The sequence below is a fragment of the Microbacterium sp. BE35 genome, from assembly GCF_031457705.1.
Taxonomy (GTDB): Bacteria; Actinomycetota; Actinomycetes; order Actinomycetales; family Microbacteriaceae; genus Microbacterium; species Microbacterium trichothecenolyticum.
On the sequence record NZ_JAVDXD010000006.1, the window covers coordinates 235,972 to 256,790 of the forward strand.

Here is a 20,819-nt window from a genome sequence, read left to right on the forward strand (position 1 = left end):
GAGGACGAACTGATGGGTGCTGACCTCAGCAGTGTGCCGTTCGACGCACGCAAGGATCACTCCGGCGTCGTGCTGCAGCAGGGCCGTCTGCTGTTGGACGGCGATTGGAACGAGCTCGTCGCCATCCTCGAGCGGCGGCTGCGCGCGAACGTCGCCGACCTGGACGGACCCGGGCCGCAGACCGGCATCCAGGGGACGGCCGCGGTGTCGAAGGTGACCCCGGACGCCTTCAGGCTGGCGATCGCGGGCGGGGATCTCGCGATCGGCCGAGGGCGGCTGTACGTCGACGGCCTCGTCGCCGAGAACCACGGCGCCGAACCCGGCGACACGTTCGACCCGATCCTCGCCGAATCGGTGGGGCCCGACACCGTGACCTATTCGGCGCAGCCGTACCTGCCCGCCCCACCGGATCTCCCCGCCGACGGCACCCACCTCGTGTACCTCGACGTATGGCCGCGCGAGGTCACACACCTCGAGGAGCCGGGCCTGATCGAGCCGGCGATCGGCGTCGACACGACGGCGCGCACGCAGACGGTGTGGCAGGTGAAGCACTTCGCCGTCCCCGCGGGCACGACGTGCGGGACCCCCGACGACGACATCGAGGGGTGGACCGCGTTGACCGCGGCCTCCGGCGCACGGCTCACGGCGGAGACGATCTCGGTCGCCGACGACGACCCGTGCGAGCTGCCGCCGACCGGCGGGTACCGCGGGCTCGAGCACCAGACGTACCGGATCGAGATCCACGACCCCGGCGAACCGGGAACCGCGTCGTTCAAGTGGTCGCGCGACAACGGGTCCGTGGCGAGCGCCGTCGTCGAGGTCCTGGACGCCGGCGCCGCGGTGCGCCCCGCGTCGTTGGGCCGAGACGACGTGCTGGGCTTCCACGACGGCGACTGGGTCGAGGTCGTCGACGACCACCGCGAGCTGCGGGGCGAGCCCGGCGAGCTGCGCCGCATCGAGGTCGACGACGCCGAGGGGACGATCGCCTTCGCCGGGTCGGCGCTGCCCGCCGACCTCCAGCTGACGATCGACGAGGCGGCCGAGCGCCACCTCCGCGTGCGCCGCTGGGATCAGGTAGGCGTCGTCAAGAACACCGCGGGCGGCACGGTCGTCGACCTCGACCAGGCCGCCGCGACCGGCGCGATCCCGGTTCCGGGGACGGCGGCCGATCGGATCGTGCTCGAGCACGGGCTCGTCGTCGGCTTCTCCTCCGCCGGCGGAGCGTTCCGCACCGGCGACCACTGGATCGTGCCCGCACGAGCGGCGGATGCCGCGGGCGACATCTCGGGTGCGGACCCGCTGCTCGATGCAGCGCCGCCACTCGGCATCCATCACCACTACGTCCGGCTCGGCATCCTCACCTCAGGGGGTGTCACCGACTGCCGGCCGAAGTGGCCGACGCCCGGTGAAGGCAACTGCGACGAGTGCGGCTGCGAGTGCACCGTCTGCGTGACGCCGGTGTCGCATGTCAGCGGCGAGCTCACCATCCAGGACGCGGTCGACAAGGTCAAGGCCGCCGGCGGCGGCACCGTCTGCCTCGCGATCGGGCTGTACCCGCTCCGTGAGCCGGTGCGCGTCGACGGTGCGACGTCGCTGCGCATCCGCGGACAGGGCGCCGGATCCATCGTCGTGGCGTCGGCCTCGGACGGGTTCGTCGTCACCAAGAGCAGGTTCGTCACGATCGAGGATCTCGCGGTCCTCGCCGCGAACGACTCCGCCGTGGTGCTCGACACGACGGTCGCGGCGAGGGTGGAGCGCGTCACCGCCCTCGTCCTCGCGCAGGAGGGCCCGTCGCGATCCGCCATCGCGCTCGCCGGGACCGCGCTGCTCACCACCCTGCGCGACAACATCGTCGCCGGTCCGACCGGCATCGGCCATGCAGGCGCCGGCGCGGAGGATCGGCGACGTGTGCTGCTCGTCGCCGAGTTCGAGGCGAGCGACAACATCGTCATCGGCCGCGACTTCGGGATGCGGCTCGACGGCACCACCGCGTTCCTGCTCGCCAACCGCGTCGCCGACAACACCGTCATCCGGGGTCGCGAAGGCGGCATCGTCGCCACCGGCTTCGTCTATCCCAGCACGGTCATCCCCGGCAGCTCCTTCGCGATCGAGGACAACACGGTGATCGTCGGCGGCACCGGGATCTCGGTCTCGGAGGGCGGATTCGCGATCACCCGCAACCAGATCGGCGCGCCGCGCTCCGACCAGCCGGCTCGCACCGACGGCATCGCCATCGTGCCGACACCCCCGGGCGAGCTCGTGCGCGACGTGGTGCGCATCGACGGCAATCGCGTCCGCGGCGTGGGCGGCCACGGCATCGTCGACTACGCGTCGGTGCAGACGCTCGAGGTCACCCACAACCGCGTGGAGCTCGCCCAGCACGGCATCGTCATCGACGAGAAGGCCGCGGTCGAGATCGCCACGGTGTCGGGGAACACGCTGATGGACATCGGCTCCCGCGACACCGACGAGGCGGCGGGGGTCTTCGCGATCCGCGTCGTCAACGCCGCGCACGCCTCCGTCCAATCGAACACCGTGCGCGGTGTCGGCACGGCGCGCAGCATGGGCAGCGAATCGATCGGGATCGACGTCGTCGCCGTCGCAGAGTCGCTCGTCGCAGGCAACACCGTGGAGCGCGTGGGTCCGGTCGACGGCGGCCGCGGTGAGATCGGCATCGCCGTGCGTGGATTCGCGCGCTCCCAGATCGAGGGCAACGCGTCGCGCAGGTACCCCGCGGACCCCGATTTCGACCCCAACGGCGGTCGCTTCATCGGACTGCTCGTCGGCAGCGGCGACGACCGCGACCTCGAGCTCGGCCTCACGAAAGCGGGCGGCATCGTAACCGGACTCGGCCCGTTGGTCTTCGGAGTCGCCGCCGCAGCGGCGGTCGGATCGGCCCGCATCGTCGCCCCGCTCGTGACCGTCGACGCGAACATCGTCGCCGGCGGAGCCGCCGATGCGCCCCCCGCGATGATCGTCGGGCTGCGCGGCGATGCCATCGTCACCTCGAACCAGATCCGCGGCAACCGGGAGTTCGGCACGACCGCGCTGCGCCTGCGCGCGGAGACCGGCGCCGTCGCCCAGAACCGGTTCTGGGGCGGCAGAGAGCCCACGGCCGACCTGTTCCTCTCGGGGGCGTCGGTCCTCGGCAACATCTCGACAGGGATCCTGTTCCTCAACGGCGCGCCCGTCCCCCCGCCGTGGGACGCCCTCAACGTCATCGGCATCTGAGAGAGGCAGCATCATGACTTCCACGTCCAAGCCCAAGCCTCAGCCCAAGCCCCGCCGCCGGTCGAAGGCTGACGAGGCGCCGCGCGAGGATCGCGTCGCCGACGATGCGGCCATCACCGCGCTGCTCGACGTGCTGACCGACAGCGTCGCGGCGTTGCCCGAAGTTCTCGAACGCGGCGAGGAGGCCCGCCGGGCTCGCGCCGAGTCAGCCCGCGGACTGCTCGGCTCCCGTGAGCTCAGGGCAGCGGCGCGACGCGTGCCCGAACTCGGCACGAGCATCGAGTCAGCCCGCGCGGAGCTGGATCGTCAGGACGCGGCCGCCGAGCAGGCGCGGTCCCAGCTGCACGATGCGAGCAAGGAGTGGCTCATGGCCCTCAAGGCGCTGCGTAACCCGGGCGCATGACGCGGGGGTTGACCGGGGGGCCGACGCGAGAATGCCGGCGCCCCCGGTAGCCGCGAGCTCGGGACCCACGGCCGGGGTGCCGGACCGGGGCTCCGGCGCTATCCCCCACTGAAGAGACAACGCCCTAGGGAATCTATTACGCGAGTTTCGGGCGGCTTTCTGGAACGGGTTCACGGCGCAATATCGGGCCGGAGGTGAATGGCTGATCCGGGCCGATTTCGACGGCCACGGGAGTACGGATGCCGCGGCCCGCGGCATTCGTCCTCCCGTTCCGGTGGAAACCGCCGCTCAGACGGCCAGCTCCACTCGAGGCGTCGCGGGGATCTCGTTCCGCTGCGCGAGCCCGCCCAGCCAGCCGAGACTCGGCTTCGGAGTGCGGGCGAACGTCTCGTGATCGACGGCGATGAGCCCGAACGTGGGCCGGAACGACCCCCACTCGTAGTTGTCGAGCAGCGACCAGTGCAGGTACCCGCGCACGTCGCAGCCGTCTGCGATGGCCTCGGCCATTCCCGCCAGTGCACCCGTCGTGTAATCGATGCGCCGGGCGTCGTCGGAGGTCGCCATCCCGTTCTCGGTGACGATCATGGGGACGCCGCCGGTGACCTCGCGGGTGTGGCGGAGGGCGTGACCCAGCGCCTCGGGGTAGTACTCCCACCCGGTGAGCGTGCGCTCGGTGCCCTCGGGCCACTCCTGGGGGCCGTAGCCCAGCTCGTCGTCCGTCGGGCCGATGATCGTCCGCAGATACGACTGCACACCGATGAAGTCGTCGTTCCGCGACTGCTCGAGGAAGAAGTCCTCTCGCCAGTACTGCCACTCGTCGCGCTGCCTCTCCCAGCCGGGCACCGCCTGGAACACCTGGTTCGCCACGGTCCATCCCGAGCGGATGCCGCCGACCCCGCGCAGGACCTCGGTCGAGGCGTGATGCGCGTCGGCGATCGCCTGGGCGACGAACGGCGACGGCCCGGGGAAGTTGACCCCGTTCTCGGTGTCGATGCGCGCCTCGGTCTGATTGACCATCATGTTCGGCTCGTTGATCGTGACGACGAGGTCGACGTCGTCGAGGATCGTGGCGGCGATCTCGGTGAAGCGCCGGAACCGGTCGGTGCTCTGCTCCGAGTACCAGCCGCCGGAGTGGTCCCACCACCGCGGGAAGGTGAAGTGGTGCAGCGTCACGATCGGCTGCACGCCGTGGTCGCGGCACGTGTCGATCATGCGACGGTAGTGCGCGAGCTGCGCCCGCGAGACCACCCCCTCCTCGGGCTCGATGCGCGACCACTCCAGTGAGAAGCGGTACGCGGTGAGCCCGGCATCGGCCAGCAGCGCGATGTCCTCGGGATAGCGGTGGTAGGAGTCGCACGCGTCACCCGACGGCTCCGGGATCTGCGTGCCCGGCGCGTACTCGTTCTCCCAGTGTCCGGTGTTGACGTTGCCGCCCTCGATCTGGTGACCGGCGGTGGCCGCTCCCCAGATGAACCCCTCGGGTGCGGCGATGACACTGCTCATGAATGCTGTTCCTTTCTTGTGGAGGTTGCGGGATCGGGTCACTTGATCCCGGTGAGCGCGATGCCCTGGATGAAGTGGCGCTGCATCGCGATGAACAGGATGAGCACCGGGATGATGATGAGGAACGACCCCGCCATCTGCAGCCCGTAGTCGGACCCGTGCCCGCCGGCCTCGGCCGAGAAAAGCGCGAGCGACACCGGGAGGGTGTACATCGAGTCGTCCTGCGAGATGATCAGCGGCCACAGGAAGCTGTTCCACGAGCCCATGAACGTGAAGATCGCGAGGGTCGCCAGCGGCGCCTTGCACAGCGGCAGCACGATCTGGAAGAACGTGCGGAACTCCCCCGCGCCGTCGATCCGTGCCGCGTCCAGGAGCGAGTCCGGGATCTCGAGCATGAACTGCCGCATCAGGAAGACGCCGAAGGCGCCGACCATGCCCGGCAGGATCAGCCCCCAGTAGGTGTTGACCATGCCGAGGTTCGCCACCAGGACGAACTGCGGGATCAGCGTGACGATGCCGGGCACGAACAGCGTCGCCAGCACGACGACGATGATGACGTTCTTGCCCCGGAAGTTCATCTTCGCGAGCGCCCAGCCCACCATCGACGAGAACAGCAGCGTCGTGGCGACGGTCACGACCGCGAGGAACACCGAGTTGAAGAACGGCCGGAGGATGTCGAACTCGAACAGCCACGCACGGAAGTTGTCGAGCGTGGGATGCTGCGGCCACCAGGTGACCGGGCGCGCCATGATCTCGGCCTTGGTCTTGAAAGCGCCGAGCACCATCCAGACGAACGGCAGGACGGTAGCGGCCAGGCCGACCGAGAGGACGGCCAGCACGGCGAGGTTGCCCCACCGGATGGGCTTGCGCGGTGCCCGTGTGGGTGTGCTCACCGTGTCGGTTGCGGCGGGTCTTTCGAGCGTTGTCGTCATGTCAGGTCCTCTGACGGAAGAAGCGGAACTGGATGATCGCGAGGATGCCGACGAGCGCGAACAGCACATAGGCTCCCGCGGCGCCCACCGAGTAATTGCCGTACTTGAACTGGTTGTAGACCTGGAGGGCGATCGAGGTGGTCGACTCCAGCGGGCCGCCGTTGGTCATGACGAAGGGCTCGTCGAAGAACTGCATATAGCCGGTGGTCACGAGGATCGTGTTCAGCAGGATCGTCGGCATCATCATCGGAATGGTGATGCGGAAGAACTTCTGGACCGCATTCGCACCGTCGATCGACGCGGCCTCGTTGACATCGGCGGAGATGCCCTGCAGCCCCGCGAGGAAGATCACCATCGACGCGCCGATGTTGCGCCAGATGGCCATGATCGTGATCGCCAGCAGCGCGGTGTTCGGATCGCTCAGCCAGTTCGGCCCCGAGATCCCGACCCAGCCGAGGATCGTGTTGAGGACGCCGGTGTTCTGATACATGATCCGCCACACGACCGCCACGGCGACGATCGTCGTGATGACCGGCGTGTAGTAGCCCACGCGGAAGAACGTGGCCGCCCGGCGACTCACCGAGTTCAGCAGCACCGCCAGTACGAGCGCGAGGAACAGCGTTGCGGGGACGCCGACCACGACGAACATCAGCGTGTTGAACAGCGCCCGCTGGAAGGACGGGTCGGTGAGCACCGCGACGAAGTTCTCGAATCCGACGAAGTTGACGTTGAACGGGTTGCGGATGTCCCGCGCACGAAGATCCGTGAACGCCATCGCCAGGGAGCTGACGAGCGGGATGAGCCCGAACACGCCGAACGTCAGGACGAACGGGGCGACGAAGACCCACGCGATGGCGGCGGAGCGCCGCCGCTGCGCGGCCAGGGAAGCAACCTTCCCCGGCCGCGCCGCCTGAACGGATGTCACCACCCGAAGCCGATCGTGTCGGCCTGCGCCTGGATCTCCTTCGCCGCGTCGGCGCTCGAGATCTCACCGCGGGCGACCTGCTCCGAGTACTTGCTGATGAGGTCCGAGATCTGCGACCACGCCGGGTAGTTCGGCGTCGCCACCGTGTTCTGCAGCTGCTCCGTGAGCGTCTTGGTCACCGGGTTGTCCTGGATCGGTGCGTAGTCCCCCGCCGCGATGTTGGCCGGGAGCTCACCCTGCAGGTCGTACCACGCCTCCTGCTGCTCCTGCGCGCTCATCCACGACAGCAGCGACCATGCCGCCGACTTGTTGTCGGACGCCGAGAACACACCCAGGTTGCCGCCGCCGATGTACTGGTCGTTGTTCCCGCCGGGACCGGCCGGCGAGACGGTGTAGCCGACGGAGTCCATCGTGAATCCCTCGGGTGCAGTGCCCTTCTCGATCTCCTCCTGGTAGATGTCGAGCATCCACGGACCCGAGATGAACATCGGCGTCCCGCCGTTCTCGAACGTCGCGTCGGTGTCGCCCATCGGCGCCTCGCCGCGCTGGAAGTAGCCGCCGTAGTAGTCGAGGGCCTCGATGAACTCGGGGGTGTCGATCGTCCACGCGTCGCCGTCGGTCATCGAACCGCCGGCCTGCGCGTCGAACGGCACGATGACCTGCGCGGGCTGTTCGGTGGGCTTGGGCAGGCTGAAGCCGAAGGTGCCGCCGGGGCGCGAGGCGAACGCCGCCGACATCGCCTGTGTCTCCTCCCACGTCGTGGGCGCCGAGAGGCCGAGCTCGGCCGCGATGTCGGCGCGGTAGAAGAGGAAGCGGGTTTCGACGTACCACGGCATCGCGTACAGGTCGGTCTCGCCGGCCACGGAGTCCACGGCGGCCGGGTAGAAGTCGTCGGTGTCGTAGACGCCGTCCGGGACGGCGTCGAAGGCGCCCATTCCGATGACGGTCGCGGTCTGGTCGGCGCCGGTCATGATGATGTCCGGTCCCTTGCCGGCCGCCGTCGCCGTCTGCGCCTTCGTGATCACCTGGTCCCACGGCACGTCCGTGACCTTGATGCTGGCGTCCGGGTTGGCCTTCAGCCAGTCCTTGGTGAGCTTCTCCAGGTTGTCGGCGTGGCCGCCTGCCGTCCAGATCTCGACGACGCCGGACGCCTTGCCCTCCGCGGCCGGGGCGACCGACGATCCCTCGGCGGCGCCGTCCGCGCCGCGACCGCAACCGGACAGGACCAGGACGGCGCCCAGCGCCATCGCAGTGATCGCCGTGACTCGCATCCCTTGCATGCTCACTCCTTCGTGTGTTTTCGATACGAAAGCTCGAAATTTCGTGCCTCAGAGTGAGACTATAGAGCGATGGATGGGCGGCAGTCCAGCGAAGGTCGAAGAATCGACCACCGATCGTCGTCGATTGCCGCTAGCATTTTCGGAAAGTTGATCCGGAGGAACAATGGCAGTCCAGCTCGCCCAGATCGCGACCGAGGCAGGAGTCTCCATCCCGACGGTGTCGAAGGTGCTCAACTCCCGACCCGATGTGTCCCGAGCCACGCGAGATCGTGTGGCGGCGGTCCTCGAGCGCCACGGCTACGAGATCCGGATGCGCCCGAGGATGGCGACCGGATTCCTCGACATGCGCGTCGTCAACCTCGACCAGGCATGGTCGGAGGCCGTCGTCCGCGGCGCCGCAGAGGCGGCGAAGGCGCACGGCAAGGACCTCGTCCTCGCCGTCGAGCCCGACCCGGAGGACTGCGACGAGTGGGTGATGCACGCGCTGGAACGGGGATCCGACGGGTTGCTGAGCGTGGTCGCGGTGCCGAGCCCCGAGGCGCGTGTGCAGCTCGCGGAGGCGGGCATCCCCCTGGTCGTCGTCGATCCCCTGCACCGGATGCCCGAGGGGACGTTCTCGATCGCGGCGACGAACTTCCAGGGTGCGTTCGACGCCGCGCAGCATCTCATCGAGCTGGGCCACCGCCGAATCGCGACGATCACCGGTCCCCTGGACCAGGACAACGGCATCGCCCGGCTCGCCGGCTTCCAGGCGGCGCTGCAGCAGGCGGGGGTTCCCGTGGACGACGGCCTGATCATCCGCACCCAGTATGGGATCGACCAGGGCTACGACGCCACGCGGATCCTCCTCACCCGCGACTCCCGGCCGACCGCGATCTTCGCCGCAAGCGACGACAGCGCGCTCGGGGCCATTCGCGCCCTCCGCGAGGCGGACCTGCGCATCCCCGATGACATGTCGGTGATCGGCTTCGACGATCTCCCGCACTCATCCTGGATCGACCCGCCCCTGACCACCATCCGCCAGCCGCTCGCGCAGATGGGCAGCGCCGCCGTCGACGTGATCGTCCGCGTACGCGCCGGCCGTCACCCGCACCCCGCGGCGCGCACCGAGCTGTCGACGACGCTGGTCGTCCGCTCGTCGACCGCCCCACTGCGAGGCTGACGCGGACCGGTGTCCTGCGGTTGCGGTCAGGGCGTTCCCGCGCCGTCACCGGGGGTCTCGGCGACGGCGAGGATCGCATCGGCGAACGCCCGCGGCGCCTCGGCGGGCAGGTGATGACCGGCGTGGGGAACCTTGCGGTGCTCGCGCCAACCGGCGAAGAGGTGGGCGTCGTGGCTGCCGTCGGATGCCGGGAAGTTGCCGTCCGCTGTCCCGTCGAGGGTGATCGTCGGCACGCTGATCGGCGGAAGCGCGGCGAGCTGCGCCTCGACGTCCGCGTAGGCGTCGGCGCCCTCGGCGAGGCCGAGTCGATGCCGGTAGGAGTGGATCACGACGTCGACGTAGTCGGGGTTGTCGAACGCACGAGCAGCACGTACCAGCTCCCCTTCGCTGAAGTCCCACTCGGGCGAGTTGCGTCGCCAGATCACGCGGGCGATCTCGCCGTCGAGGACGCCGGCGGGGACATGGCGGATCCGCACGTTCGCATCGATCATGAGGGACTCCTCGGGAGGGTGGGTCGGGTCCGGTGGGGTCAGTCGCGGGCGAACGCCTTGCGGAGCGTGTGGATCGCCTGGTCGATCGCGGCGGTCGTCGCGGCCGACGGGCGCAGCGGGTTGAGCATCATGAAGTCGTGGATGGTGGCGTCGTAGCGCACGAGCGTCGTCGACACACCCGCTTCGATGAGCTTGCGACCGTAGGCTTCGCCCTCGTCGCGCAGCACGTCGTTCTCGTCGACGATCAGCAGAGTCTCGGGCAGCCCCTTGAGCTCGTCGGCGGGCGCCTGAAGCGGTGACGCGGTCACGTCGCTGCGCTTGTGCACGTCGGGGAGGTAGTTGTCCCAGAACCACGCCATCGCGTCGGCACGCAGGTGGAAGCCCTCCGCGAACTCGCGATAGCTGGCGGTGTCCTGCCGCGCGTCGGTGACCGGGTAGTACAGCGACTGGTGGATGAATCTGACACCGCCGCGCTTCTTCGCGAGGATCGCGAGCACCGCCGCCATGTTGCCGCCGACAGAATCTCCGGCGACGGCCAGGCGCGCAGCATCCAGTCCCTTCTGCCTACCGTTGTCCATGATCCACCGGGCGGTCGCGTACGCCTGTTCGACGGCGACGGGATGCTGCGCCTCAGGCGAACGCGTGTACTCGACGAACACGATCGCAGCGCGGGCGCCCGTGGCGAGGTCGCGCACCAGGCGGTCGTGGGTGCCCGCGTTGCCCAGAACCCAGCCGCCGCCGTGGACGTAGAGCACCACGGGAAGCAACCCCGTCGTGCCGGCCGGCTTGACGATCCGGACCCTGACGTCGCCGACAGCAGCCGGCACGGTGATCCACTCGTCCTCGACATCGGGAAGCTCGACCGGCCCCGACTGCACGTCGTCGAGCAGCTTTCGCGCGCCGTCGACGCCGCGTTCGACGAGGGTGGGCGGAGCTGCCGCCGCCTCTGCCAACGCGCGTGCCTCCGGTTGCAGGATGTGTTCGGTCATGTCGCAGACCCATCTGTGTGTGGTGATCGGTTCGTCGGATCCGCCGGCATTCACCGGCTTGAACACAAAGACCGGGCAGAGCGCGCAGTTGTGACAACCGCACGGCGATCAGCGTTCCGCGGGATGCCGGCGTCACAGATCACATCGCTGCACGAGGATCGGGCGGGCTGAAAAACACGAAAGCCCGCGGAAACCGCGGGCTTTCGATAGTTCGAGTCTCAGAAGTCCCAGTCCTCGTCTTCCGTCGCCTCGGCCTTGCCGATGACGTACGACGAACCGGACCCCGAGAAGAAGTCGTGGTTCTCGTCGGCATTCGGCGACAGGGCCGACAGGATCGCCGGATTCACGTTCGTGACCGTCGAGGGGAACATCGCCTCGTAACCCAGGTTCATGAGGGCCTTGTTGGCGTTGTAGTGCAGGAACTTCTTGACGTCCTCGGTGAGACCGACCCCGTCGTAGAGGTCCTGCGTGTACTGCACCTCGTTGTCGTAGAGCTCGTAGAGCAAGGAGAACGTGTAGTCCTTGATCTCGTCGCGCTTGGCCTGGTCGACCGTTTCGAGTCCGCGCTGGAACTTGTAGCCGATGTAGTACCCGTGCACGGCCTCGTCGCGGATGATGAGGCGGATGAGGTCGGCCGTGTTGGTGAGCTTGGCACGGCTCGACCAGTGCATCGGGAGGTAGAACCCCGAGTAGAAGAGGAACGACTCGAGCAGCGTCGAGGCGACCTTGCGCTTGAGGGGCTCGTCGCCGCGGTAGTACTCCATGACGATCTGAGCCTTCTTCTGAAGGTTCTCGTTCTCGACCGACCAGCGGAACGCCTCGTCGATCTCCTTCGTCGAGCACAGCGTCGAGAAGATCGACGAGTACGACTTCGCGTGCACCGACTCCATGAACGCGATGTTCGTGTAGACGGCCTCCTCGTGCGGAGTGATGGCGTCGGGGATGAGCGACACCGCGCCCACCGTCCCCTGGATCGTGTCGAGGAGCGTGAGCCCCGTGAACACGCGCATCGTGAGGGTCTGCTCCTCGGGGGTGAGCGTGTTCCACGACTGGATGTCGTTCGACAGCGGCACCTTCTCGGGCAGCCAGAAGTTGTTCACGAGGCGGTTCCACACCTCGAGGTCCTTGTCGTCCTGGATGCGGTTCCAGTTGATGGCCTGGACGTGGTCCAGGAGCTGGAGCTTCTCGCTCATCGTCCTTCTTCTCTCGGAATCCTGATCAGACCGTCAGAGCGTGCAGCTGACGCACTCGCTCATGTCGGTCCCCTCCAGCGCCATCTGGCGGAGGCGGATGTAGTAGATCGTCTTGATGCCCTTGCGCCAGGCGTAGATCTGGGCCTTGTTGATGTCGCGCGTGGTCGCGGTGTCCTTGAAGAACAGCGTGAGCGACAGGCCCTGGTCGACGTGCTGCGTGGCGGCGGCGTACGTGTCGATGACCTTCTCGTAGCCGATCTCGTACGCGTCCTGGTAGTACTCCAGGTTGTCGTTCGTCATGAACGCCGCCGGGTAGTAGACGCGGCCGAGCTTGCCTTCCTTGCGGATCTCGATCTTCGCGGCGATCGGGTGGATCGACGACGTCGAGTTGTTGATGTACGAGATCGAGCCGGTCGGCGGCACCGCCTGCAGGTTCTGGTTGTAGATGCCGTGCTGCTGGATGGAGGCCTTGAGGGCGCGCCAGTCGTCCTGCGTGGGGATGTGGTGGCCGGCGAACATCTCGGCGACCTTGGCCGTCGCGGGAACCCACTCCTGCTCGATGTACTTGTCGAAGAACTCGCCCGACGCGTAGGTGGAGTCCTCGAACCCGTCGAAGGTCTCGCCGCGCTCGATCGCGATCCTGTTCGACGCGGTCAGCGCGTGGAACAGCACCGAGTAGAAGTAGATGTTCGTGAAGTCGACGCCCTCTTCCGACCCGTAGTAGACGTGCTCGCGGGCGAGGTAGCCGTGCAGGTTCATCTGGCCGAGACCGATCGCGTGCGACCGGTCGTTGCCGTCCTCGATCGAGCGGACCGAGGCGATGTGGCTCTGCTGGCTGACCGCCGTGAGGGCACGGATGCTGGTGTCCACGGTCTTCGCGAGGTCGCCGCCGTCCATCGCCAGGGCGATGTTGAGCGAGCCCAGGTTGCACGAGATGTCCTTGCCGATCTGGGCGTAGGACAGGTCCTCGTTGTACGTGGTGGGCGTGTTCACCTGCAGGATCTCGGAGCACAGGTTGGACATGTTGATCCGGCCCTTGATCGGGTTGGCCTTGTTCACCGTGTCCTCGAACATGATGTACGGGTAGCCCGACTCGAACTGGATCTCGGCGAGGGTCTGGAAGAACTCGCGCGCGTTGATCTTCGTCTTCTTGATGCGCGGGTCGTCGACCATCTCGCGGTACTTCTCGCTGACCGAGATGTCGCCGAACGGCACGCCGTAGACGCGCTCGACGTCGTACGGGGAGAACAGGTACATGTCCTCGCCGTTCTTCGCGAGCTCGAACGTGATGTCGGGGACGACGACGCCCAGCGACAGCGTCTTGATGCGGATCTTCTCGTCGGCGTTCTCGCGCTTGGTGTCGAGGAACTTCATGATGTCGGGGTGGTGGGCGTTGAGGTACACCGCACCCGCACCCTGACGCGCCCCGAGCTGGTTGGCGTACGAGAAGGAGTCTTCGAGGAGCTTCATCACGGGGATGATGCCGCTGGACTGGTTCTCGATCTGCTTGATCGGCGCACCCGCCTCGCGGATGTTCGACAGCAGCAGCGCCACGCCGCCGCCGCGCTTGGACAGCTGCAGCGACGAGTTGATGCCGCGCGAGATCGACTCCATGTTGTCTTCGATGCGCAGCAGGAAGCACGAGACGAGCTCGCCGCGCTGCGCCTTGCCGGCGTTGAGGAACGTCGGCGTCGCAGGCTGGAAGCGCCCCGAGAGGATCTCGTCGACGAGGTTGGTGGCCAGCAGCTCGTCGCCGTCGGCGAGGGCGAGCGCGGTCATGACGACGCGGTCCTCGAAGCGCTCGAGGTAGCGCTTGCCGTCGAAGGTCTTGAGCGTGTAGCTCGTGTAGTACTTGAACGCGCCGAGGAACGTCTCGAAGCGGAACTTCTTGCCGTACGCGAAGTCGTTGAGCTGCTGGATGAACGCGAACGAGTACCTCTCGAGCACGGCGGGCTCGTAGTACTCCTTCTCGACCAGGTAATCGAGACGCTCCTTGAGGGAGTGGAAGAACACCGTGTTCTGGTTCACGTGCTGCAGGAAGTACTCCCGCGCAGCGCGCTTGTCGGCGTCGAACTGGATCTTGCCGTCCGCGTCGTACAGGTTGAGCATCGCGTTGAGGGCGTGGTAGTCCATGCCCTCGAAGCGTGCCTGCGTCTTGAAGTCGGTCTCCGTCAGAGTTCCCACCAGCGTTCCAATCCCGCGCTCACGCGTTCCACATCTTCAGGCGTGCCGAATACCTCTAGCCGGTACAAGTGCGGCACGTGACACTTGCGGCTGATGATGTCGCCGGCGACGCAGAAATGCTCGCCGAAGTTGGTGTTCCCCGCGGAGATGACTCCCCGGATGAGGCTCCGATTGCGCTCGTCGTTGAGGAAGCGGATGACCTGCTTCGGAACAGCGCCCTTCTCGACTCCCCTGCCCTGGCCTCCGCCATAGGTGGGTGTCACGAGGACGTACGGCTCGTCGACCACGAGCGCCGGATCCGTGGGGTGAAGCGGGATCCGGACCGCTCGAGCGCCGAGTTTCTCGATGAAGCGTGCGGTGTTGCCCGACACGCTCGAGAAGTAGACCAGCAGTGGCGCGTCCGTCGCGACGCGCTGCGTCACGACCGCCGACATGTCAGGCCAGACGCGAGGCGAGTTCGTCGATCTTGTCGGGACGGAAGCCCGACCAGTGGTCCTCATCGGTGATGACGACCGGCGCCTGGAGGTAGCCCAGCGCCTTGACCTGCTCGAGGGCCGTGGGGTCCTCCGAGAGGTCGTGGATTTCGTACTCGATCCCCTTGGAGTCGAGTGCTCGATACGTCGCCGTGCACTGCACGCACGCGGGCTTCGTGTAAACCGTGATCGCCATGTCGATTCCGTCTCCTCAGTGCTTCCCCCGGTGGCATCCGGTGCTCTTTCCCGGTAGTCCCCCCACCGGGAGTCCAATACTACATATGGGTACCGACATTCGATAGCACCACAAGGGCTAGTAGTTACATCGGTGTGATTTTCCACCGTTCTCCCCATGTACAACACAGGTTGTCCACGGATTCATCCACAGCCGACAAGGTCTGGAAAAGGCCAGGATCACGGGGCTTTCGAACGCCACGGCCGCATCCGTCCACAGGGTGCAGGCTAGCCAGCGCCTCCGACATCGGATTCGCCTGTGGACAACGCTCCCGGCGTGTCGCGGGCGTGTCGCGCACGGGTGTGCTTCGAGGTCGTCGCCGGGGCCGTGCGAGGACATCCCCGGGCGTGCCGTAACGTTGTCGGGTGGCCGGCTACCGGGAACTTCTGCGCACCCCCGGGGTGGCCCGCATCATCGCGGCGCAGCTGACCGCGCGCTTCCCGAACGGGATGATCAGCCTCGTGATCCTCCTGCACATCGAGGGGATCACCGGCTCGTACGGCGCCGCCGGCATCGTCCTCGCGGCGGTGTCGATCGGCCAGGCGCTCGCCGGTCCTGTCACGAGCCGCTGGATGGGCCGCTGGGGCATGCGCCGAGTGCTGACCCTCACCACCGTCGTGGCCGCGGCATCCCTCACGGCGATCGCACTCCTCGTCGTCCCGGTGCCGGTGTACATCGTCCTCGGGTTCATCGCGGGCGCCGCCACACCGCCGATCGTCGCGGCGGTGCGCACGATCTACGCCAAGATGGTCAACTCCACGCAGCTGACGGCGCTGTACTCCCTGGACGCCTCGCTGCAGGAGTTCATCTGGATCCTCGCCCCGGTGCTCATCACCTTCGTGGCGACGCAGGCCGGCACCGTCGTGGGTCTCATGCTGGTCGTCGTGATCCTGGTGGCCGGTGGCGCCTGGTTCATCCTCTCGCCCGAGGTCGGGCGCGTGCGCATCCCGCGCAGCAAGCGCTCCTTCGGCACCGTGCTCACCCGTCCGCCGATCCTGCTCGCGACCGTGATCGGGTTCCTTCTCATCGGCTCGTTCGCGGCCGTCGAGGCGAGCGTCGTGGCGACCTTCGATCACGGCGGACTCGAGGCGGGACTCGTGCTCGCCGTGTTCTCGATCGGCAGCCTGGCCGGCGGGCTTACCTTCGGGCACCTGCCGATGGGCCGCTGGGCCATGGCGCGTCGCCTGACGGTCGTGGCCATCGGGCTCGCGCTCACCGCACTGTGGGTCAACGTGTGGTGGATCGGCGCCACGCTGTTCGTCGCCGGCATCGGCATCGCGCCGGCACTGGCCGTGCTGTCGGCCGTGACCACCGCGAGCGTCAAGTTCAGCGACACCGCCGAGGCGTTCGGCTGGGTCGGCACGGGTCAGCTCATCGGCGCCGCCGCGGGCTCGGCCGTCGCCGGCATCCTCATCGACGGCCCGGGCGGCGTGACGGCCGCGTACACCTCCGCCGCCGCGTTCTGCGCGCTGGGACTCCTCGTCGCGATCGTGTTCGCGCGGGGCCTTCCCGACTTGCGCGTGCGCGGCGCGAGCCCGATCCCCGACACCGAGCCGGTCACGACGATCGGCTGAGCCGACCCGACGTGCGCAGCGCCCTCACGATCGGCGTGCAGGCGCCCGGGTCACGCGAGACGACGGAGCATCTCCAGCAGGGCGAGCGCGTAGGCATCGGCGGGCTCGGGATGCTCGAACACTTGCCGCTCGCCGCCGAGCACGATCTCGACCTCGTGGTTGTCGGGCAGGCGCCGCAGCGACCGGAAGGCACCGCGCAGCATTTCGCGAAGCTGGTGCTCGTAGGGCAGCCACAGCGCGTCCTCGAGGGCGACCGAATCCAGCGCCCACTCGGTCGTGCCGTTGAAGGCGAGGATGCGCCCGGTCGGGTACTCGCGCGGCTCGATGGTCATCTCGCTGACGGTGAAGACGTCGGCCTCGAACTCCGGCTCGTCGAGCTGGAAGCGGTCGCCCGAGTGCGGGTGCCACACCAGGCCCGCCTCGCGCAGCGCCAAGGCCAATTCCGTCGAGATCATGCCAACCTCCGCTCCCATCCTGCCGTGCGCACGGGCGCACAGGGCCGCGCTCCTAGGCTGAGCGTATGCCTACCGCCGTCACTCTCCCCTGCGTCTCGTGGGGCTCGGCCTCGGCCGGGCATCGCGCTCTGCTCATCCACGGCCTCGGGTCGAACGGCGCGCTGATGTGGCGCTACGGCTCCGCCCTCGCAGATGCCGGATGGCAGGCGGATGCCGTCGACCTGCGCGGGCACGGGACGGCTCCACGCACGCTCGACTACACCTTGGCGGCCTACGCCGCGGACGTCTCCGAGACCCGCCCTGCCCACGACAGGTCGTGGGACCTCGTGATCGGCCACTCACTCGGGGGTGCGGCATCCGTTCTCGCCGCCGCGGCGGATGCGTCGTGGACGCGCCGCCTCGTGCTCATCGACCCCGCGATCGCGCTCACCGACCACGATCGCGACATCGTGCGCGACAGTCAGACCCGCTCGTTCGACGACCCGTCGCAGGCGGCTGTTCGGGCGGAGCACCCGCACTGGCATCCGCAGGACATCGAGCTGAAGGCCCTGTCGGCGCAGCAGGCGAGCCGCTGGGCCGTGGAGCAGACGAGCGCTCAGAACTCGGACTGGGACGTCACGGATGCGGCGCTTCGCATCGCGGTGCCGACCCATGTGATCGCGTCCGATCCGGGCGTGTACTCGATCTTCCGCGGCAAGCCGGCGGAGGCCGCGGTGGCACCCAACCCGAACTTCACGGTGTCGGTCGTCGCCGACGCGGGCCACTCCCCACACCGCGATCAGCCGGAGGCGACGATCCAGGCGCTGTTCGCCGCACTCGCGTGAGCCCGGCGAGCGGGCTCACTGCACCGTGATCTCGACGCCCTGGCCGACGTCCACGATCACACCGACGAAAGACGGCAGCACGCTCGCGAGCTCTTCGCGCAGGTCGTCGACCGGCGGGGTCTGACCGTCGTCGGTCGTGACCGCGACGGTTCCGGTCGCGCCCGACCAGTCCACGCCGTACACCCGAGCGCCGTCGTCGGCGCTGAGCCAGTCGGTCGCGGCGTCCTGGATGACCACCGACCACCGCGCCAGCGCCACCGACACCACGGAGTTCACGGCGAGCGGCACGGTGACGACCACCGCGAGCACCGTGACGATCACATAGGCGCGGCGCCGGTTGGCGACAGGCGACGAGCCGGGGTCGCGTGCGTACCCGGCGAGGGTGAAGACGATGCTGCCGGCGATCACGAGGGCGACGACATTGGAGAGGAACAGCCACAGCGCACCGAGCGCGTCGTTCCAGAGTCCCTGCCCCGCGCAGACGCCGACGACCCCCAGGGGCGGCACGAGCGAGATCGCGATCGCGACGCCGGGGAGGACGGCGCTGAGGTCCTTGCGGCACATCGCGAAGCCGCCCGCGAAGCCGGTGGCGAGCGCCGCCACGAGATCCATGAAGCTCGGCGAGGTGCGGCCGAGCACCTGCGAGTTGGTCTCGAGGCTCTCCGGCGTCGCGACGAACAGCGAGAACGCCAGGCCCAGCACGATCACGATGACCAGCCCGAGCAGCACCCACATGATCGACCGCACCACGATGCTGAGGTGCCCGGTGACGATGCCGAGCCCTATCGCGAGGATCGGTGTGCCGAGCGGCGCGATGATCATCGCGCCGATGACCGTCGCGGTGGAGTCGGTCAGCACACCGGCGATCGCGATGATTCCGGCCAGGGTCAGCATGATGAGGAACCCGCTGCGTTTGCCGGCGCGGTCGCCGGAGCCGAGGTCGAGCGCCTCCGTCACCTCCGCCGCCGTCTGCCGCTGCGTCGGCGGGATGAGCGCCTGGAGCATCCCCGAGAGCGTCGCCATGCGCACATCATCGCGCAAGAATGGCGTGGTGGCGTCCTTCGAACCGAGCGAGATCCTGAACGACGAGCTGTTGGAGCGTCTTCGTGTGCGGGCGGCCGTGCACGACCGCGAGAACACCTTCCCCGACGACGATCTGGCCGACCTGAAAGATGCCGGGTACCTTGCGATCCTCGTGCCGGAAGAGCTCGGCGGGTCCGGGCTGGGACTGGCCGAGGCATCCGTCCTTCAGCAGCGCCTCGCGGGCGCGGCCCCTGCGACCGCCCTCGCGATCAACATGCATCTGGTGTGGACGGGCGTCGCAAAGGTGCTCGCCGACCGCGGGATCGACGCACTGCGATTCGTGCAGGAGGGCGCGGTCGCCGGCGAGGTCTTCGCGTTCGGGATCAGCGAAGCAGGAAACGACCTGGTGCTGTTCGGGAGCGGGACGGATGCCGCGCCCCTCCCCGACGGCGGATACTCGTTCACCGGCACCAAGATCTTCACGTCCCTCGCGCCGGTGTGGACCCAGCTGGGCCTGCACGGACTCGATACTTCCTCGCAGGACGCGCCGCAGATGGTCTACGCGTTCGTCCCGCGCTCCGAGGTGCGGGCCGGTCGCGTCGTCGTGCGCGACGACTGGGACACCCTCGGCATGCGGGGCACGCAATCGCGCACGACGGAGCTGCACGACGCCGTGGCGCCCGCCGACCGGGTCGTGCGCCGGCTCGCCCCGGGCCCGAACCCCGACCCGCTGGTGTTCGGCATCTTCAGCGTCTTCGAGATCCTGCTGGCGTCCGTGTACACCGGCATCGCACGGCGCGCGCTGGACCTCGCCGTCGGCGCCGCCGGCCGGCGCACGTCCAAGCGCACCGGCAAGGCGTACAGCCAGGATCCCGACATCCGCTGGCGCATCGCCGGCATGGCGCTCGCATACGACGCGCTGCCGCCGCAGATCGAGGCGCTCGCCCGCGACGTCGACGACCTCGCCGACCACGGGGCGAGGTGGTTCTCGCTGCTCGCGGGACTCAAGCACCGGGCCGTGACGGCCGCGAAGCAGATCGTCGACGAGGCCGTGCTCGTCGCCGGCGGATCCTCGTACTTCCAGGGCAACGAGCTGAGCCGCCTGTACCGCGACGTCCTGGCCGGTCTCTTCCATCCGTCCGATCCCGAGTCCGCGCACTCGACGGTCGCCACCGCGTGGCTCGGGCCCATCGAGGACTGACCCTTCCGCCGGCGTCCGCTTCGGCGCTACCGTGGCATACCGGCCGCGCATCACAGGCCGCTCCCCTTGTCACATCCCGCGTCATCGGAGGAGCACCATGCGTACCAGGAACATCGCCGCAGCGATCGTGCTCGGCGTCATCGGCGCCGTGGGCGTCGCCCTTCCGGCCTACGCCGACCACAACGGCGGCGCAGAGCTGTACGACCCCGACATCCCGAACGGATGCTACGCCGGGGCGATCATGACGGGCACGCCGCCCGTCGACATCTTCACCTCGACGTACACCCTGGTAGAGAAGGCCGGTTCACTCCACCTCGTCTGCTACTTCCGGGTGCCGGCGTACGTGCCGGCGTCGGGCGAGGGCACCACCGGCGATTGGAAGGGCGAGTGGTTCGCGCCGACGAGCCCGACCGTCTCCCGGAACGCGGGCACGTGCCTGCCGCCCGGCGTCGACGCGGCGAGCGAGCTGTACCGCGACGACGAGACCCGTCATGTTCCGCACGCCGAGGCGACGATCGTCGCGTACCGGACCTCGATCGTCATGTACTGCTCGTGGCCGCTCAGCCAGCTGCCGTAGCGCGCTCGCGCGCGTGAGCACACGGCCGCAGGGCCGGCGGCCGTGCGAGGATCGATGAGGACATCACCCGATGTACCCCTGAGACGTCTCGCGGAGAGACGTCGTCCTCGGGAGGCGCGATGCAGCAGGTCATCCTCGGCGAGCGGATCCTGAAGGGTCCGCTC

Annotated in this window: 19 protein-coding genes; 7 read left to right on the forward strand and 12 right to left on the reverse strand. The window is 68.3% G+C overall.

Annotated elements, in window-relative coordinates; translation table 11 throughout:
- Positions 1 to 12 precede the first annotated feature (12 nt).
- Together J2Y46_RS18865 and J2Y46_RS18870 are read left to right on the forward strand one after the other, a co-directional pair.
- Positions 13 to 3,231 carry a DUF6519 domain-containing protein gene (locus J2Y46_RS18865; protein WP_310244494.1) on the forward strand — a complete coding sequence of 1,073 codons (3,219 nt, stop codon included), beginning with the start codon at positions 13 to 15 and terminating at the stop codon, positions 3,229 to 3,231.
- A 13-nt stretch (positions 3,232 to 3,244) separates the two neighbouring features.
- Positions 3,245 to 3,634 (forward strand): hypothetical protein, encoded by a 390-nt coding sequence (locus J2Y46_RS18870; protein WP_310244496.1) that lies wholly within the window; start codon positions 3,245 to 3,247, stop codon positions 3,632 to 3,634.
- A 288-nt stretch (positions 3,635 to 3,922) separates the two neighbouring features.
- On the opposite strand, the gene J2Y46_RS18875 is transcribed toward J2Y46_RS18870, so the two are convergent.
- From J2Y46_RS18875 to J2Y46_RS18890, 4 genes are read right to left on the reverse strand one after another with little or no spacing between them, the layout of a single operon-like run.
- Complete coding sequence (locus J2Y46_RS18875; RefSeq protein ID WP_310244498.1) at positions 3,923 to 5,137, reverse strand: family 1 glycosylhydrolase; 1,215 nt, start codon at positions 5,135 to 5,137, stop codon at positions 3,923 to 3,925.
- 38 nt (positions 5,138 to 5,175) lie between these two features.
- Positions 5,176 to 6,069, reverse strand: coding sequence for a carbohydrate ABC transporter permease (locus tag J2Y46_RS18880; protein ID WP_310244500.1), 894 nt, complete (start codon positions 6,067 to 6,069; stop codon positions 5,176 to 5,178).
- Between the two features lies 1 nt (position 6,070).
- Positions 6,071 to 6,994 carry a sugar ABC transporter permease gene (locus tag J2Y46_RS18885; RefSeq protein ID WP_310244503.1) on the reverse strand — a complete coding sequence of 308 codons (924 nt, stop codon included), beginning with the start codon at positions 6,992 to 6,994 and terminating at the stop codon, positions 6,071 to 6,073.
- The gene (locus tag J2Y46_RS18890; protein WP_084695627.1) at positions 6,991 to 8,274 is read right to left on the reverse strand and encodes an extracellular solute-binding protein; all 1,284 of its coding nucleotides are present in this window, start codon (positions 8,272 to 8,274) and stop codon (positions 6,991 to 6,993) included. The genes J2Y46_RS18885 and J2Y46_RS18890 overlap by 4 nt, the downstream gene beginning before the upstream one ends.
- A gap of 163 nt (positions 8,275 to 8,437) precedes the next feature.
- Here J2Y46_RS18890 and J2Y46_RS18895 point away from each other — a divergent pair, with 163 nt between their 5' ends.
- Positions 8,438 to 9,436 (forward strand): LacI family DNA-binding transcriptional regulator, encoded by a 999-nt coding sequence (locus tag J2Y46_RS18895; RefSeq protein ID WP_045299977.1) that lies wholly within the window; start codon positions 8,438 to 8,440, stop codon positions 9,434 to 9,436.
- A gap of 26 nt (positions 9,437 to 9,462) precedes the next feature.
- Here J2Y46_RS18895 and J2Y46_RS18900 read toward each other — a convergent pair whose 3' ends face one another.
- From J2Y46_RS18900 to nrdH, 6 genes are all read right to left on the reverse strand, one after another.
- Positions 9,463 to 9,927 carry an alpha/beta fold hydrolase gene (locus tag J2Y46_RS18900; protein ID WP_211255928.1) on the reverse strand — a complete coding sequence of 155 codons (465 nt, stop codon included), beginning with the start codon at positions 9,925 to 9,927 and terminating at the stop codon, positions 9,463 to 9,465.
- A gap of 38 nt (positions 9,928 to 9,965) precedes the next feature.
- Positions 9,966 to 10,916, reverse strand: a complete 951-nt coding sequence (locus J2Y46_RS18905; RefSeq protein ID WP_310244505.1) for an alpha/beta hydrolase — start codon at positions 10,914 to 10,916, stop codon at positions 9,966 to 9,968.
- 218 nt (positions 10,917 to 11,134) lie between these two features.
- Positions 11,135 to 12,109, reverse strand: coding sequence for a class 1b ribonucleoside-diphosphate reductase subunit beta (nrdF, locus tag J2Y46_RS18910; RefSeq protein ID WP_045299980.1), 975 nt, complete (start codon positions 12,107 to 12,109; stop codon positions 11,135 to 11,137).
- Positions 12,110 to 12,142: 33 nt separating this feature from the next.
- The gene (gene nrdE, locus J2Y46_RS18915; protein WP_045300088.1) at positions 12,143 to 14,242 is read right to left on the reverse strand and encodes a class 1b ribonucleoside-diphosphate reductase subunit alpha; all 2,100 of its coding nucleotides are present in this window, start codon (positions 14,240 to 14,242) and stop codon (positions 12,143 to 12,145) included.
- Positions 14,243 to 14,280: 38 nt separating this feature from the next.
- A complete protein-coding gene (nrdI, locus tag J2Y46_RS18920) occupies positions 14,281 to 14,727 on the reverse strand; it encodes a class Ib ribonucleoside-diphosphate reductase assembly flavoprotein NrdI (protein WP_084695628.1) in 447 nt (148 codons plus the stop codon).
- A 1-nt stretch (position 14,728) separates the two neighbouring features.
- Positions 14,729 to 14,962: a glutaredoxin-like protein NrdH gene (nrdH, locus tag J2Y46_RS18925; RefSeq protein WP_045299982.1), complete on the reverse strand. Its 234-nt coding sequence runs from the start codon at positions 14,960 to 14,962 to the stop codon at positions 14,729 to 14,731.
- A 404-nt stretch (positions 14,963 to 15,366) separates the two neighbouring features.
- On the opposite strand from nrdH, the gene J2Y46_RS18930 reads away from it, so the two are divergent.
- On the forward strand, positions 15,367 to 16,575 hold the full coding sequence (locus J2Y46_RS18930; protein WP_045299984.1) for an MFS transporter: 1,209 nt from the start codon (positions 15,367 to 15,369) through the stop codon (positions 16,573 to 16,575).
- Positions 16,576 to 16,625: 50 nt separating this feature from the next.
- Here the strand turns inward: J2Y46_RS18930 and J2Y46_RS18935 are convergent, their stop codons facing one another.
- Positions 16,626 to 17,030 (reverse strand): pilus assembly protein CpaE, encoded by a 405-nt coding sequence (locus J2Y46_RS18935; protein WP_310244509.1) that lies wholly within the window; start codon positions 17,028 to 17,030, stop codon positions 16,626 to 16,628.
- A 65-nt stretch (positions 17,031 to 17,095) separates the two neighbouring features.
- Here J2Y46_RS18935 and J2Y46_RS18940 point away from each other — a divergent pair, with 65 nt between their 5' ends.
- Positions 17,096 to 17,854: an alpha/beta hydrolase gene (locus tag J2Y46_RS18940; RefSeq protein WP_310244512.1), complete on the forward strand. Its 759-nt coding sequence runs from the start codon at positions 17,096 to 17,098 to the stop codon at positions 17,852 to 17,854.
- Positions 17,855 to 17,869: 15 nt separating this feature from the next.
- On the opposite strand, the gene J2Y46_RS18945 is transcribed toward J2Y46_RS18940, so the two are convergent.
- Entirely contained in the window at positions 17,870 to 18,877 is a 1,008-nt protein-coding gene (locus J2Y46_RS18945; RefSeq protein ID WP_045299990.1) for a TIGR00341 family protein, read from the reverse strand.
- Here J2Y46_RS18945 and J2Y46_RS18950 point away from each other — a divergent pair.
- Together J2Y46_RS18950 and J2Y46_RS18955 are read left to right on the forward strand one after the other, a co-directional pair.
- A complete protein-coding gene (locus J2Y46_RS18950) occupies positions 18,876 to 20,078 on the forward strand; it encodes an acyl-CoA dehydrogenase family protein (protein WP_396653212.1) in 1,203 nt (400 codons plus the stop codon). The two genes, J2Y46_RS18945 and J2Y46_RS18950, sit on opposite strands and share 2 nt — an antisense overlap.
- Positions 20,079 to 20,175: 97 nt before the next feature.
- Entirely contained in the window at positions 20,176 to 20,655 is a 480-nt protein-coding gene (locus tag J2Y46_RS18955; RefSeq protein ID WP_045299991.1) for a hypothetical protein, read from the forward strand.
- The last annotated feature ends 164 nt before the right edge of the window (positions 20,656 to 20,819 follow it).

Bases quoted from the DNA above. Each gene is read 5' to 3' on its own strand.
- J2Y46_RS18865 (WP_310244494.1), top strand. From the start codon at position 13: ATGGGTGCTGACCTCAGCAGTGTGCCGTTCGACGCACGCAAGGATCAC.
- J2Y46_RS18870 (WP_310244496.1), top strand. From the start codon at position 3,245: ATGACTTCCACGTCCAAGCCCAAGCCTCAGCCCAAGCCCCGCCGCCGG.
- J2Y46_RS18875 (WP_310244498.1), bottom strand. From the start codon at position 5,137: ATGAGCAGTGTCATCGCCGCACCCGAGGGGTTCATCTGGGGAGCGGCC.
- J2Y46_RS18880 (WP_310244500.1), bottom strand. From the start codon at position 6,069: ATGACGACAACGCTCGAAAGACCCGCCGCAACCGACACGGTGAGCACA.
- J2Y46_RS18890 (WP_084695627.1), bottom strand. From the start codon at position 8,274: ATGCAAGGGATGCGAGTCACGGCGATCACTGCGATGGCGCTGGGCGCC.
- J2Y46_RS18895 (WP_045299977.1), top strand. From the start codon at position 8,438: ATGGCAGTCCAGCTCGCCCAGATCGCGACCGAGGCAGGAGTCTCCATC.
- J2Y46_RS18900 (WP_211255928.1), bottom strand. From the start codon at position 9,927: ATGATCGATGCGAACGTGCGGATCCGCCATGTCCCCGCCGGCGTCCTC.
- J2Y46_RS18905 (WP_310244505.1), bottom strand. From the start codon at position 10,916: ATGACCGAACACATCCTGCAACCGGAGGCACGCGCGTTGGCAGAGGCG.
- nrdF (WP_045299980.1), bottom strand. From the start codon at position 12,109: ATGAGCGAGAAGCTCCAGCTCCTGGACCACGTCCAGGCCATCAACTGG.
- nrdE (WP_045300088.1), bottom strand. From the start codon at position 14,242: ATGGACTACCACGCCCTCAACGCGATGCTCAACCTGTACGACGCGGAC.
- nrdI (WP_084695628.1), bottom strand. From the start codon at position 14,727: ATGTCGGCGGTCGTGACGCAGCGCGTCGCGACGGACGCGCCACTGCTG.
- nrdH (WP_045299982.1), bottom strand. From the start codon at position 14,962: ATGGCGATCACGGTTTACACGAAGCCCGCGTGCGTGCAGTGCACGGCG.
- J2Y46_RS18935 (WP_310244509.1), bottom strand. From the start codon at position 17,030: ATGATCTCGACGGAATTGGCCTTGGCGCTGCGCGAGGCGGGCCTGGTG.
- J2Y46_RS18940 (WP_310244512.1), top strand. From the start codon at position 17,096: ATGCCTACCGCCGTCACTCTCCCCTGCGTCTCGTGGGGCTCGGCCTCG.
- J2Y46_RS18950 (WP_396653212.1), top strand. From the start codon at position 18,876: ATGCGCACATCATCGCGCAAGAATGGCGTGGTGGCGTCCTTCGAACCG.
- J2Y46_RS18945 (WP_045299990.1), bottom strand. From the start codon at position 18,877: ATGGCGACGCTCTCGGGGATGCTCCAGGCGCTCATCCCGCCGACGCAG.
- J2Y46_RS18955 (WP_045299991.1), top strand. From the start codon at position 20,176: ATGCGTACCAGGAACATCGCCGCAGCGATCGTGCTCGGCGTCATCGGC.